Raw genomic sequence first — 13,747 nt, forward strand, 5'->3', positions numbered from 1 at the left:
ATCTCCCCATGCACCTATGGCGGTAAGCGACGGTTTCACATCCATCTCTTAGCCAGGTCAACCATCAGTGCGTCAGGGCGGTGATGATATGCTGCAGCTTGTCCGGATTGCGTGTGCAATAGATTGCGACGATTTTTTCCCGCTCGACCTGCAACGCGGTCGTCTGCACGACACTGTCGCCTTCTATCGTCACGAAGCCGGGCAAGCCATCGATGATTGCGTAGTGGATCAGCTGTGAGGGATGCGCGCGGAAAATTCGCGCCAGCTGCTCATGAAGCCGCATGGTGTCAGAAAGCCCGATATGCGGTCGCTGCGATGTCGGCACCTTGCCGCCGCCGTCGGCATGGACAACGACATCCTCTGAAAGCAGAGCCTGAAGGGAGGCCATGTCTCCCGTTCTCGACGCCGTGAAGAAGGCGGCGGCAAGCTTGAGCCCTTCTTCCTTGCCCACGGCGAAGCGCGGCCGGGCCTCGGTGACATGTGCCCTCGCTCGGCTGGCAAGCTTGCGGCAGGCGGCCGCCTCGCGACCAATTGCCGAGGAGATCTCGTCGAAACTCATGCCGAACACGTCATGCAGAAGAAAGGCGGCTCGCTCCAGCGGCGAAAGGCGCTCCAAGGCTAGCATCAGCGGCATGGTTATATCGTCAGCGGCATCGCCGTCGTCCGGATCGAAAATCGGCTCGGGCAGCCAAGAGCCCACATAGGACTCCCGGCGACGACGGGCCGATTTCAGCTCGTTCAGACAAAGCCTGGTGACGACTGTTCGCAGGAATGCCGCCGGTTCGCGAACGGAAGCGCGATCGGTCGCCAGCCAGCGCAGCCAGCTATCCTGCACGATATCCTCGGCATCTGTGACCGATCCGAGCATTCTGTAGGCGAGCCTGACAAGGCGCGGACGCAGCTCAGCGAAGATCGGATCTGACGGCGCCTCATTCATTGGCTGCGAACTCGCGCGCAAATGGATTGAACTCGCGGCCACGAGCGAACTGCAGCGCTGTCAGCGCTACCCGACGGCCAAGATGGCGTGCGGTCGCGAGATCGGATGCCGGTGGCGCCGTCTCCGGGCCTTCGTCCGTATTCGCCTGCGCCGCGGCACCAAGCCAGAAGCCGAGGCGGTTCATATCCTCATCCGAGCCTGTCGAAGAGCAATTGGCTGGCGGCAGATCGAGACCGACCCAATGCATTCCGTGCTGGGCTGCGAAAATCACCATCTGCATCAGCGTCGAAAGCTTGTCGCCGGATCGTGACCCCGAGGTGGTGAAGCCCGCCGCAATCTTGTCCTTCCATAGATAGTCCTTGGCGAGAACGGCATGCGATGTTGCCTCCTGAAATGCTTTGAACGATGCGGAAACCGAGCCCATATAGGTCGGCGAGCCGAAGATGATGGCCTGCGCCGCATTGAGATCATCCCAGTGGCGCTCCACCCTATCCACAGTCAACAGTATCGCCTCCGCGCCGTCGACCTCTTCGACCCCTGCCCTGACGCCCTCGGCTTGTCGGGCGGTATGTCCGTAGCCGCTATGATACACGATTGCGATGCGCTGGCGGATCATTTGTCATCTCCTTCGAATTTGGCTTTGCGAAGGACATGACAAGGCAGGAATTCTTAATGTGACACGCCGCGCTTCATTTTCGATGGCAATCCGCGTGAGCAAGAATATCACGCATATCTAATATAAAATTGTATAGAATGAAGAGGCGCGTTCCGCCATAAAATCTAATGATTTCACAGGAATATGGCGGAAGAGGTGGGATTCGAACCCACGGTACGGTTTCCCGCACGCCGGTTTTCAAGACCGGTTCCTTAAACCACTCGGACACTCTTCCCAAGCAACTGAAAAGGCCTGAAAAATCCATATAGTGCTGATTTTTCGAAACCGGGTGTGGCTACCGGTTTTCTGCCCCAATCACTCGACGGCTGGCTTTTTAGCAGCTTTGGTCGCCGCGTCAACTTGTTCCACAGAACTCCCTTGCATTCTCGATATCGGCGGGAACGGCGATTGAGGAATATTGATCGAGCCGGGTGGCGCTGCGGAAACTTCATGTCGTCAGCGCGCTAAAAATAAGGTGGCCCGGCCGCTGGAAAGGGCCGGGCCACCTTCGCCAGGTCAGGGGTCAAATCTGACTGAAGCAAGCTATTAATAAGTGATACTTAGTTTTTGTCAATTATCAGTACGCCGGACCAAGCACTTGATGGTCGGCGCCGTGTTGATGGATTTGGCTATCCGGGATAGTTTCCTTCCATGGCTTCTGACGATCATTCCCTATCTCTTGGTATCAAACCCCTCGCCGGCCCTGCCCTCACCGCTTTTTTCAGTCGGGATGCCGTCGTGGTCGCGTCCGATCTGATCGGGATGCGCTTCACTGTTGCGGAGGTGGGCGGTCGAATCGTCGAAACGGAGGCCTATCGACCGGATGATGCGGCATCTCACGCCTATAACGGGCCGACGCAGCGCAATGCGGCCATGTTCGGACCGGCCGGTCATGTCTATGTCTACCGCTCCTACGGCATTCACTGGTGTCTGAATTTCGTTTGCACCAAGGGGAGCGCTGTGCTCATCCGGGCGATCGAGCCGGAAAACGGCATCGCGCACATGATCCAGCGGCGGGGGCTGGCCGACATCGTCTCGCTTTGTAACGGGCCGGGTAAGCTCTCGCAGGCCTTGGCCGTCGATATCCATCTCAATGGCCGTTCATTGGATGCGGCGCCGTTTTCGCTTTCGCTTGCGGAACCGGTGTCGATCGTGGCCGACAAGCGCATCGGCATCACGAAGAACATCGATCCCCTTTGGCGTTTCGGCGCTGCCGGCTCACGCTTTGTCAGCCGCCGTTTTCAATAATCGGACAAAAACGGCCGCCGGGGTGGTGCCCGGCAGCCGTTGAGCCACGCAGTGAAACTGGAAAGGCTGCGTAGCTATTCCATCGCGACGCTGTGATCGACCGCCGGCGGTGCCTTCGGCTTGCGCAGGAGCACCAGCAGCGGCATGGCGAAGATCGACATCAGCATCAGCAGCTTGAAGTCGTCCATATAGGCGATGATCGTCGCCTGCGTCGTGATCATGCCGTCAAGCGAAGCCCTGCCCGCTGCCGTGAACGGGCTCATACCCTGCGCGGCCGTGAGGTCGAAATACCGATTAAATGGCGTGACATAGGCGGCGATATTGGCATGGTTGACCTGCGTATTCTCGGTAATCAGCATTGAGACGACCGAAATGCCGACGCTGGAGCCGATGTTGCGCGAGAGATTGTAGAGACCCGTCCCCTCGCCGCGCATCTGCGCCGGCAGCGTCGCAAAAGCGATCGTGGTTAGCGGCACGAAGAGGAAGCCCAATCCCGCCCCCTGGACAAAGCCGACCGATATCAGCGTCCATTGCGACACATCCGGCGTCCAGCCCGTCATGTCGTACATAGCCCAGGCCGTCAGTGCGAGGCCGATGAACAATAGCCAGCGCGTGTCCACCTTGCCGATCAGGCGCCCCACAAGGAACATGCAGAACATGGTGCCGAGCCCGCGCGGTCCCATGACGATGCCGGCAGTCACGACCGGGTAGCCCATCAGCGTCTGCAGATAGAGCGTCATCAGCGCCAGCGAGGCCAAATAGGTCACGCCGACGATGAAGATGAACAGGATGCTGACGGCGAAGTTTTGGTCCATGAACAGGCGCGGATTGACGAAACTTCGCTCCGCCGTGAACATGTGCACGAGGAAGAGGTAAAAGGCGCTGACGCAGACGAGCGCCTCGATGATGATTTCGCTCGAATAGAACCAGTCGAGCTGCTCGCCGCGGTCGAGGAATAGCTGCAAGCCGGCAATCGCAATGGAGAGCATGCCGAAGCCGAACCAATCGAGCTTGGCGAGCGCATCGAGCTTCGTTTCCGTCACGTAGACGACGATGCCGAAGAAGGCGAGCGCGCCGATCGGCACGTTGATGTAGAACACCCAGCGCCAGCTGATATTGTCGGTCAGCCAGCCGCCGATGACGGGACCCAGCACCGGCCCGACCATGACCGAGACGCCGAACAGCGCCATGGCACGGCCGCGCTCCTCGACATTGTAGATATCGAGCAGGATGCCCTGTGACAGCGGTACGAGCGAAGCGCCAAACAGGCCCTGCAGCAGGCGGAAGCCGACAATCTGTATCAGCGATTCTGATAGGCCGCACAGCACAGAGGCAACGACAAAGCCGGCGATTGCCACCAGCAAGACCCGCTTGCGGCCGAATTTTGCCGAGAGGAAGCCGGAGGGCGGCGTCATGATCGCCGCGGCGACGATGTAGGACGTCAGGACCCAGTTGATCTGGTCGGCGCTGGCGGAAACGTCGCCTTGGATATGCGGCAGGGCGACATTGGCGATGGTGGTATCCAGCGCCTGCATGATGACGGAAAGGATGACGCAGGCAGTAATCGCGCCACGATTGGCAACTGGCGCTGCGGGAGAAGCGGTGGCGGTATTATTCATGATCCTGACCGCGGGAATGACCCAGCAGGTTGGTAATGAAATCAGGCAGGCCGCGGGCATGGCCGGTGTCGACATCGGCGACGACGCTCATTCCGACGCGCAGCGGAGGCTTGCCCGCCGTGTCGTCGATATTGATGATCATCGGTATGCGCTGGACCACCTTGACCCAGTTGCCGGTCGTGTTCTGTGCCGGCAGAAGCGAGAAGCTGGAGCCGGATGCCGGCGCGATGCTGGCGACCGTGCCCTTCCAGGTCACGCCCGGATAGGCGTCGACAGAGATATCGACCTTCTGGCCGGGTCGGACATAGGTGAGTTCTGTTTCCTTCGGGCTGGCGTTGATCCATAGATGTGTGGTGGAAACCAGCGAGAATCCCGGCTGGGAGGCCGTCAGATAGGCGCCGACCTGCAGCGAGGGTACGTTTGCGGTTACGCCGTCGAAGGGGGCTTTGACGACGGTGTCGTCAAGTTCGCGCTGCGCATTGTCAACTGCAGCCTTCGCCTGCAAATAGAGCGGGTTCTGCTCCGGAGGCAGATCGGCCGTGCCTTCGCCGCCCAACTGAGCGAGAGTCGCAGCGGCTGTGGCCTTTGCAACCAATACCTTCTGCTGCGCGGCTTCGAGATTGTGTCTGGCCTGGTCGAGAGCCGCCTTGGAAGCGACCGAATTGGTGATCAGGTTCTGCTGGCGGTCGAATTCCGTCTGATAGTACGGGATGTCGGCCTGCGCCTGCGCAATTTCCGACAGGGATTGCTTGTAGCTCGCCTGCAGGTTCAGGATCTGGTTCCTGGCATTGCCGAGCTGCGCTTTCGCACCTTCAAGCGCGATCCGGAACGAATCGGGCCTCAGGCGGAAAAGCACCTGTCCTTTCTTCACCACCTCGTTTTCATGCACGTCGACCGAGATTACCGTGCCGGAAACGTCGGTTGAAACACCGACCATATCGGCCTGAATGTAGGCATTGTCCGTGGACATGATCTGGCCGCCGGTGACGTAGTAGTAGCCACCGATGACAAGCGCGACCGGAAGCAGCGCAAACAGGACTGGTCGCGTCATACTGCGGCGCTTGCGCGGCGTCTTCGGGGGCGCTGCCGGTGCGGCCGGCGCAGTCGTCGAAGGCTGGGGCGCCGGATTGGAGGATGGGGCCTCGGCGACGGAAGCTTGATTTTGTTCGGAGGAGTTTGCGTTCGCGGGTACGCGAAGTGGGGAGGATGCTTCAGCCATGTTGTAACTCTTTGTCGACTGCCTTCGAACGGCAGGCGCTAACCAGGTTCGATTTCATAAGGGTAAGCAATTCATAGAGGCGCTCTTGATCTTCCTGAGAGGCGCCTTCGAGCGCTTCCCTGCGCGACTGTTCGCCGATGCTACGCATGGCGTCCATCAACGGCCGGGCCTCTTCGCGCATATAGAGGAGCCAGCTGCGCCGATCGTTCGGATGCTGCCGGCGCTCCACCAGCCCCCGTTCGCTGAGCTTGTCCAGGATACGCACCAGCGTGATCGGCTCGATTTCGAGAATTTCGGCCAGTCCGGCCTGATGGATACCTTCATTGTTTGCAAGGTAGGCAAGGGTTTGCCACTGCGAGCGCGTCAGGCCCAAATCCTTCGCACGCTGCTCGAATCTCTTCCGAAGCAGTCGCGCAACATCGTGGAGGAGAAAACCAACGGTGGGGGTCGAAATCATTGTATTGGGAGCCTGCTATTCATAAGCAACCTTATAATTGTTGTTACGTATAGTAAGCGCCCATGTGATACAAGGGGGTGGACGTTCAACAAATGGCGATAGTCAACATGTCGCAGGGAGTGTCGCAAAGATGTCGCAGCAGGATTCGGTTGTAGTGCAGTGCACGTATCCTGCAATTCCTGGGCGCAGGCGCTCGCAGTCGTTACCAATTGAAAAGGCGCGAACGAATCGTCCGCGCCTTTTCGGCAGTTTCGCAGCTGCAGTGGCTCGTCCGCCGATCGAGAGTTCGTCCTGCCTAGCGTCGGCTCAGAAGGCCGATCAGATAGCCGATGCCGGCTGCGGCAGCGACCATGAAAATCGGCTCTTCACGAACCCTCTCGCGCAACTGCTCTGTGATCTCCTGGGCTTCCTCCGCGACGACAGACTTCGCTCCCTGCCCCACAGCCGCCACGCTTTGTGACAGCTTTGCCAGATCGTCGCGCAACGCCGCGACCTGGGCGGCAAGATCCTCCATTGCCGTTTCCGTCTGTGCTCGCGCCGAAGACGACTGAGTAGAGGCTGATTTGGTCTCTGCCATCGTGTGCTCCTTATGTTTCCGCATTGCTAGAACGCTGCCGCTTCTCAAAGGTTCCGGCATGGCTGCAGCTCGTCAGGCGATTTCCCCACTGGCTCTTCAATTCCGGTTCGGATTGTTCTAAGGAACTCCGATTGTTTCGCCTGCGGGCGAAGACTTGATGATGACGAGGTTTGCTTTCCGATGTTCGACGTGCTGAGAAAAATCGCCCAGACCTGGGTTGCCAAGGGTTTGTTGCTTCTTCTTGCGGCAGCCTTCGGCGTGTGGGGCGTCGAGCGGTCCCTCATCACGGGCGGCGGCAGCAATACCGTTGTCACGGTCGGGGATCAGCACATTGATACAAACGAGTTCCGCCTCGCCTATCGCCGCCAGATCCAGGCGATCAGTCAGCAACTGCGCATGCAAATCACGCCCGAGCAGGCTCGCGCCTTTGGTATCGGACAGCAGACGGTGGCGCAGCTTGTCGCCGGCGCTTCGCTCGATCAGCTTGCCGCCGACATGAACCTCGGCCTCTCGCAAGACCGCCTTGCCAAGCTCATCGGCGACGATCCGGCCTTCAAGGCTGCGAACGGCGCCTTTGACCGTCAAAAGTTCGATACGCTTCTGCGCAACAGCAACATATCACCCGATGACTATATCAAGGAGCGCAGCAAGGTCGCGATCCGCAGCCAGATCGTCGAGGCTGTCTCGAACGGCTTTGTCGCCCCGGCGGTTCTTGCCGATGCGGTCAAGCAGTATCACGACGAGACTCGCAGCATCGATTACCTGCTGCTGACCAATGCCAATATCGATCCCGTCAAGGCGCCGGCCGACGACGTGCTGCAGAAGTGGTTCGACGGCGTGAAATCGAAATACCGTGCGCCCGAATATCGCAAGTTCGCCTATGTGAAGTTGCAGGCCGAGGATATCGCCGACACCGCGAGTGTTACGGATGACGAGGTGCACGCGCAGTTCGACAAGCGCAAGGACAGCTTCACCACGCCGGCAACGCGCACCATCGAGCAGCTGACCTTCGCCAACAAGGATCTCGCCAATGCCGCAGCCGATGCGCTGAAGACGGGAACCACCTTCGATCAGCTCGTCTCCGACCAGGGCAAGAAGCCGTCCGACGTGCTGCTCGGCACCTTCACCAAGGATCAGGTACCGGACAAGACGGTTGCCGAAGCGGCCTTCGCCGTCTCCAAGGAAGGCGGCACCACGCCCGTCGTGGACGGTTCCTTCGGTCCGGTCATCCTGCGTGTGACGAATGTGAAGAACGAAACAGCCAAGAATTTCGACGAGGTCAAGGAAGATATCCGCAAGCAGATTGCGCTCGGCAATGCTGCCAATGAAATCACCAGTGTCCACGACAAGTTCGAAGATCTTCGCGGCTCCGGCGCTTCGCTGCAGGAGGCGGCTTCGCAGCTCAAGCTGAAGCTCGTCACCATCGATGCGATCGATCAGACGGGCCTCGATCAGAGCGGCAATGAGATCAAGGATCTGCCGGCCCGCCAGCAGCTGATCTCGGAGGTCTTCAAGGCCGATCAGGGTGGCAACCCTGCTCCCCTGACGGTCGGCAATGATGGCTATATCTGGTACGACGTGATGAACATCACGCCCGATCATGACCGCCCGCTTTCCGACGTCCGTGAAAAGGCAGTTGCCGATTGGACCGCCGAGCAGCAGAAGGTCGCGCTTGCCGCCAAGGCGGCCGAGCTGAAGCAGGAGGCGCAGAAGGGCAAGTCTCTTGCCGACATCGCCGCGCCGCTTGGCATTGCCGTTGAAAGCAAGACCGGCATCACGCGCTCGACGGATGATCCGGTTCTGGGTCGCGGCGGCATCGCTGCCGCCTTCTCCGGTCCGGTCGATACGGCTGCAAACGCCGTCGGCGCCGATGATACGACACAGATCCTGCTCAAGGTCACCGATGTCAACGACAATCCGACGACCGATGCGCTGAGCAACGACGATCAGCAGGTTGCCCAGATCGCCAATGCTGCCGGCGATGACATTCTCGATCAGATGGTCAGCCAGCTGCAGTCCAAATACGCCGTAACGGTCAACCAGAGCCTCGCCGAACAGGCGATGTCCCGCTAGACCCATACGGGAGGATGGACAGCCGATGAGCGAATTGAAGCCTTTCCTTGCCAAGGTCGCCAATCGAGAGGCATTGACCCGGGACGAAGCCCGACAAGCATTCGAAATCCTGATGTCGGGCGAGGCCACGCCGTCTCAGATCGGCGCCTTTCTCATGGCGTTGCGCGTGCGCGGCGAAACTGTCGACGAAATCGTCGGCGCCGTGACGACCATGCGCGCCAAGATGCTGCCGGTGGGGGCGCCTGCCGATGCAATCGATATCGTCGGCACCGGCGGCGACGGAGTCGGAACCTATAATATCTCGACGCTGGCGGCATTCATCGTCGCCGGCGCGGGCGTGCCGGTCGCCAAGCACGGCAACCGCGCTCAAAGCTCCAAGGCCGGTACCGCCGACACGCAGTCCGTATTGGGTATCAAGCTCGATATCGGACCGGAGACGATTGCCCGCTGCATTCGGGAGGCCGGCATCGGCTTCATGTTCGCGCAGCTACATCATTCTTCCATGCGCCATGTCGGTCCGTCGCGCGTCGAACTAGGTACGCGGACGATCTTCAATCTGCTTGGGCCTCTCTCCAATCCTGCTGGCGCCCGTCGCCAGCTGCTGGGCGTCTTCGCGCCGCAATGGGTATTGCCGCTGGCCGAGGTGCTGAAAGATCTGAACGCGGAGAGCGTCTGGGTCGTGCACGGCGACGGTCTGGATGAGATCACCACGACCGGAAAGACATCCGTCGCGGCTCTGGAAAACGGTAAGATCCGTACCTTCGAGCTCACGCCCTCAGATTTCGGCCTGCCGCATGCGCGGCTTGAAGACATCAAGGGTGGGGATGGCGTAGCCAACGCCGCAGCTCTTCGTGCTGTGCTCGCCGGCGAAAAGAATGCCTATCGCGATATCGCCCTTGCCAATGCGGCCGCCTCTATGGTCATTGCCGGCAAGGCTGAAACGCTTCATGATGGCATGAAGCTCGCGGCCCATTCGCTCGATAGCGGCGCCACCGCTGTTGCACTGGAAAAGCTCATTGCCATTTCCAATGAAGAAGAACAGGACTAGGACATCATGAGCGATATCCTTCAAAAGATCGAGGCCTACAAGCGCGAGGAAATCGCCGCTGCCAAGGCCAAGCTTTCCCTTGCCGATCTCAAGGCCATGCAGGCTGAACAGTCCGCACCGCGCGGCTTTCACAAGGCGCTGCTCGCCAAGCAGGAATCCGGTGTTTTTGGCCTGATTGCCGAAATCAAGAAGGCAAGCCCGTCCAAGGGCCTGATCCGTCCTGATTTCGACCCGCCTGCCCTCGCGAAGGCCTATGAAGCCGGCGGTGCCGCCTGCCTTTCGGTGTTGACCGATACGCCAAGTTTCCAGGGCGCTCCGGAGTTCCTGACGGCGGCCCGCGCCGCCTGCTCGCTGCCGGCGCTGCGCAAGGACTTCATGTTCGATACCTATCAGGTGCAGGAAGCCCGCGCCTGGGGTGCGGACTGCATCCTGCTGATCATGGCATCGCTCTCCGCTGACGATGCCGAGCGTCTTCAGGACGAAGCGTTCAGCCTCGGTATGGATGTGCTGGTGGAGGTCCACGACGCCGAAGAGATGGATCGTGCCCTAAAACTCTCCTCGCCGCTGATCGGCATCAACAACCGCAATCTCCGCAGCTTCGAAGTAAGCTTGACGGTCAGTGAAAAGCTGGCCCCCATGGTACCGAAGGACCGGCTGCTGGTCGGCGAAAGCGGCGTCTTCACCCATGCCGACTGCAAGCGCCTCGAGGCTGCCGGCATCAGCACCTTCCTGGTCGGCGAAAGCCTCATGCGCAAGGACGATGTGACGGCGGCAACCAAACTGCTGCTGAACGGCGAAACCGGCATTCTGGCGGCCGAGTGAGATGAGCATCGAGAAGGCCGGCCTGACCCATATCGACGCTTCGGGCGAAGCGCATATGGTCGATGTTGGCGACAAGGCAGAGACGGCACGTAGCGCCACCGCGGCCGGTTACGTCAAGATGAAGCCCGAGACTTTGGCGCTGATTCGCGACGGCAACGCCAAAAAGGGTGATGTAATCGGCGCGGCGCGGCTTGCCGGCATCATGGCAGCCAAGCAGACCAGCAATCTCATCCCGCTCTGCCATCCCCTCATGTTAACGAAGGTTGCCGTCGATATAGCAGAAGATGCCGCCCTGCCCGGTCTTCGGGTCACCGCGACGGCAAAGCTGACCGGCCGCACTGGTGTCGAGATGGAAGCGCTGACGGCGGTTTCCGTCGCCTGCCTGACGATCTACGACATGGCCAAGGCCGCCGATCGCGGCATGGAAATCGGCGGCATCACTCTATTGGAGAAATCCGGCGGCAAATCGGGGGATTTCCGCCATCCGGGGGCCTGATCTATGAGCCTGTTACCCGTTGCCGAAGCGCAAGCGCGCCTGTTGGATAGTGCCGCGCCGATCCACCGTGTTGAAAGCGTTCCGCTCGATATGGCCGAGGGCCGGGTTCTGGCCAAAGATTTGACGGCGCGCCTGACACAGCCGCCTTTCGATGCCTCGGCGATGGATGGCTATGCGCTGCGCTTCGATGATGCGGCACTGCCTAGCTCGGAGCTGCAGGTCATCGGTGCCTCCGCAGCGGGTCATGCATTTGAGGGAGCCGTCGGCAAGGGAGAAGCGGTTCGCATCTTCACCGGTGCGCCGGTTCCGGCCGGCGCCGATTCGGTACTCCTGCAGGAGGACGCGGAGCGCCTGGAGAGTGATCGCATCCGCACGACCTACCCCTTGCGCAAGGGGCAGCACATACGCCCGCGCGGACAGGATTTCCTGGAAGGCGAATCGGTGCTTCCTGCCGGCACCGTCATGGATTTTTCGCGGCTCACCGTCGCTGCGGCCATGAACCATCCGGCATTGGATGTCTACCGGCGGCCGCTGGTGGCGATTCTCGCGACCGGCGACGAACTCGTGGCGCCCGGCAGTGAACCGGGGCCATCGCAAATCATCGCCTCGAACACGTTCGGTATCGCCGCACTGGCCCGCAACGCCGGCGCGCATGTGCTTGATCTCGGCATCGTCGCCGACGACAGCGACGAGATTACCGCCGCCATCGGCCGTGCGCAGGTGGCCAAGGCCGACATCATCGTCACACTCGGCGGCGCCTCTGTCGGTGATCACGATCTGGTGCAGGCGACAATGGTCGCTGCAGGCATGAAGCTGGATTTCTGGCGCATTGCCATGCGCCCCGGCAAACCGCTGATGGTCGGCAGCCTCGGCGACATGCATGTCCTGGGCCTCCCCGGCAATCCCGTCTCCAGCCTGGTCTGCGGATTGCTCTTTCTCGAGCCATTGATAAGAAAGCTTGCATCTTTGCCTCCAGTAAAGCGTGAAGGCTTTGCGCGTGCTGCAGTATCCTTTGCCGCGAACGATCAGCGGCAGGATTATGTGCGCGCGACGCTGACGAAAGCTGCCGACGGCGGCTGGCTCGCCGAGCCCTTCTCGAAGCAGGATTCGTCGATGATGAAAGTCTTTTCGCGCGCTGACTGCCTGGTCATCCGCCCGCCACATGCGCCGCAGCTTGATGTGGGCTCGCCCACTCCGGTCATAGTCCTGCGACCCGATCTGCTGGGCTGAAGTTAGCCCCGGGGAAAGTGCTTAGCACGGTTTTTCTGCTGGAAGCAGCGGGACAATAAAAAGCCGGGAGGTTTGCCCCACCGGCTCGCTATCATCGGATCGATAGGCCAACCAATTACTTTGCCGGCTTCTCATGGTGGCCGCCGAAGCCGGCGCGCATGGCAGAGAGAACCTTGTTGGCGTAATCGTCGTTCCCGCGCGAGGCGAAACGGCCATAAAGCGCGGCGCTCAGCACCGGCGTCGGGACGCCTTCGTCGATCGCCGCCGAGATCGTCCAGCGGCCTTCGCCGGAATCGGAAACGCGGCCAGCATATTGCGAAAGCGCTGCGTCGCCATGCAACGCATCGGCCGTGAGGTCGAGCAGCCAGGAGGTGATCACGCTGCCGCGGCGCCAGACTTCCGAGATTTCGGCGATATCGAGATCATACTGATAATACTGCGGGTGCGAGAGCGGCGCGGTTTCTGCGTCCTTCTCGGCGTCCTGCTTGCCGATATTGGCATGGCGCAGAACGTTGAAGCCCTCGGCATAGGCAGCCATCAGGCCATATTCGATGCCGTTATGGACCATCTTGACGAAATGGCCGGCGCCGGACGGGCCGCAATGCAGGTAGCCCTGCTCCGCCGTGCTGTTCTTGGCAGCCTCTTCGGAGCGCATTGCCGACGGAGCGACGTCACCGACGCCGGGTGCGAGCGTCGCGAAGATCGGCGACAGATGCTGGACAGTTTCCTTCTCGCCACCGATCATCAGGCAATAGCCGCGCTCGAGACCGAAAACGCCGCCGCTGGTGCCGACGTCGACATAATGGATGCCCTTCGGCTTCAGCTCTTCGGCACGGCGAATATCATCGTGATAATAGGAATTGCCGCCGTCGATGACGATGTCACCTTCTTCGAGAAGCGGAACGATCGCAGCCAGTTCCTGATCGACGATTGCCGCCGGCAACATCAACCAGACGACGCGCGGCTTCGCAAGTTTCGATACGAAATCCGCGAGAGACTTGCTGCCGGTGGCGCCGAGCTGCTCCAACCCCGCGATGCTTTCCGGGCGCGCATCGAAAACAACCGCGCTGTGACCGCCTCGCATCAGGCGCTGCACCATGTTGTTGCCCATACGGCCAAGGCCAATCATTCCGATTTGCATGTTTCAGTCTCCTAGGACGGTTTCAATCGTTTGAATACTGCATAGAGATATTTCGCAATGTTTTCCAATGAACAAATGACGGGAGAGCTATGCAGGAGCCATGGAGCGTAGAAAAATGCGTGTGCTCACGCATCCGTGATCTCGCATGCCGAAGCCTCTTGCTTTTCTCCATGATCGCGCTTTGCCGGCTTCGGGGAAAGCTGTATTTTGCTCTTTCATTCGCAT

General features: G+C 60.2%; 13 protein-coding genes and 1 tRNA gene. 6 read left to right on the forward strand and 8 right to left on the reverse strand.

Annotation, left to right across the window (positions count from 1 at the left end):
- Positions 1 to 64 precede the first annotated feature (64 nt).
- From PH558_RS15545 to PH558_RS15555, 3 genes are all read right to left on the reverse strand, one after another.
- On the reverse strand, positions 65 to 937 hold the full coding sequence (locus PH558_RS15545) for a sigma-70 family RNA polymerase sigma factor (RefSeq protein ID WP_285205268.1): 873 nt from the start codon (positions 935 to 937) through the stop codon (positions 65 to 67).
- On the reverse strand, positions 930 to 1,553 hold the full coding sequence (locus PH558_RS15550) for a flavodoxin family protein (protein ID WP_285205271.1): 624 nt from the start codon (positions 1,551 to 1,553) through the stop codon (positions 930 to 932). The genes PH558_RS15545 and PH558_RS15550 overlap by 8 nt, the downstream gene beginning before the upstream one ends.
- 184 nt (positions 1,554 to 1,737) lie before the next feature.
- Positions 1,738 to 1,827, reverse strand: a tRNA-Ser gene (locus PH558_RS15555).
- 416 nt (positions 1,828 to 2,243) lie between these two features.
- Between PH558_RS15555 and PH558_RS15560 the strand changes: the two genes are divergently transcribed.
- Positions 2,244 to 2,840 carry a DNA-3-methyladenine glycosylase gene (locus tag PH558_RS15560; RefSeq protein ID WP_285205273.1) on the forward strand — a complete coding sequence of 199 codons (597 nt, stop codon included), beginning with the start codon at positions 2,244 to 2,246 and terminating at the stop codon, positions 2,838 to 2,840.
- A 74-nt stretch (positions 2,841 to 2,914) separates the two neighbouring features.
- On the opposite strand, the gene PH558_RS15565 is transcribed toward PH558_RS15560, so the two are convergent.
- From PH558_RS15565 to PH558_RS15580, 4 genes are all read right to left on the reverse strand, one after another.
- On the reverse strand, positions 2,915 to 4,459 hold the full coding sequence (locus tag PH558_RS15565; RefSeq protein WP_285205279.1) for a DHA2 family efflux MFS transporter permease subunit: 1,545 nt from the start codon (positions 4,457 to 4,459) through the stop codon (positions 2,915 to 2,917).
- Entirely contained in the window at positions 4,452 to 5,678 is a 1,227-nt protein-coding gene (locus tag PH558_RS15570) for an HlyD family secretion protein (RefSeq protein ID WP_113409148.1), read from the reverse strand. The genes PH558_RS15565 and PH558_RS15570 overlap by 8 nt, the downstream gene beginning before the upstream one ends.
- Entirely contained in the window at positions 5,671 to 6,135 is a 465-nt protein-coding gene (locus PH558_RS15575) for a MarR family winged helix-turn-helix transcriptional regulator (RefSeq protein ID WP_095434908.1), read from the reverse strand. Before PH558_RS15575 ends, PH558_RS15570 begins: the two co-directional genes overlap by 8 nt.
- A 295-nt stretch (positions 6,136 to 6,430) precedes the next feature.
- Positions 6,431 to 6,712: a hypothetical protein gene (locus PH558_RS15580; protein ID WP_095434909.1), complete on the reverse strand. Its 282-nt coding sequence runs from the start codon at positions 6,710 to 6,712 to the stop codon at positions 6,431 to 6,433.
- A 180-nt stretch (positions 6,713 to 6,892) separates the two neighbouring features.
- Between PH558_RS15580 and PH558_RS15585 the strand changes: the two genes are divergently transcribed.
- Genes PH558_RS15585 through PH558_RS15605 form a run of 5 tightly spaced genes read left to right on the forward strand, consistent with a single transcriptional unit; the run spans position 6,893 to position 12,381 of the window.
- Positions 6,893 to 8,785 (forward strand): peptidylprolyl isomerase, encoded by a 1,893-nt coding sequence (locus PH558_RS15585; protein WP_095434910.1) that lies wholly within the window; start codon positions 6,893 to 6,895, stop codon positions 8,783 to 8,785.
- Positions 8,786 to 8,810: 25 nt separating this feature from the next.
- A complete protein-coding gene (trpD, locus tag PH558_RS15590) occupies positions 8,811 to 9,833 on the forward strand; it encodes an anthranilate phosphoribosyltransferase (RefSeq protein WP_095434911.1) in 1,023 nt (340 codons plus the stop codon).
- A gap of 6 nt (positions 9,834 to 9,839) precedes the next feature.
- Positions 9,840 to 10,655: an indole-3-glycerol phosphate synthase TrpC gene (gene trpC / locus PH558_RS15595; protein ID WP_285205284.1), complete on the forward strand. Its 816-nt coding sequence runs from the start codon at positions 9,840 to 9,842 to the stop codon at positions 10,653 to 10,655.
- 1 nt (position 10,656) lies between these two features.
- Positions 10,657 to 11,151, forward strand: a complete 495-nt coding sequence (gene moaC / locus PH558_RS15600; RefSeq protein WP_285205285.1) for a cyclic pyranopterin monophosphate synthase MoaC — start codon at positions 10,657 to 10,659, stop codon at positions 11,149 to 11,151.
- 3 nt (positions 11,152 to 11,154) lie between these two features.
- On the forward strand, positions 11,155 to 12,381 hold the full coding sequence (locus PH558_RS15605) for a molybdopterin molybdotransferase MoeA (protein WP_285205287.1): 1,227 nt from the start codon (positions 11,155 to 11,157) through the stop codon (positions 12,379 to 12,381).
- A 115-nt stretch (positions 12,382 to 12,496) separates the two neighbouring features.
- Here the strand turns inward: PH558_RS15605 and gnd are convergent, their stop codons facing one another.
- Positions 12,497 to 13,522: a phosphogluconate dehydrogenase (NAD(+)-dependent, decarboxylating) gene (gene gnd / locus PH558_RS15610; protein ID WP_069612206.1), complete on the reverse strand. Its 1,026-nt coding sequence runs from the start codon at positions 13,520 to 13,522 to the stop codon at positions 12,497 to 12,499.
- Positions 13,523 to 13,747 lie beyond the last annotated feature (225 nt).

The sequence above is a fragment of the Rhizobium pantanalense genome (assembly GCF_030182525.1).
Lineage (GTDB): Bacteria > Pseudomonadota > Alphaproteobacteria > Rhizobiales > Rhizobiaceae > Rhizobium.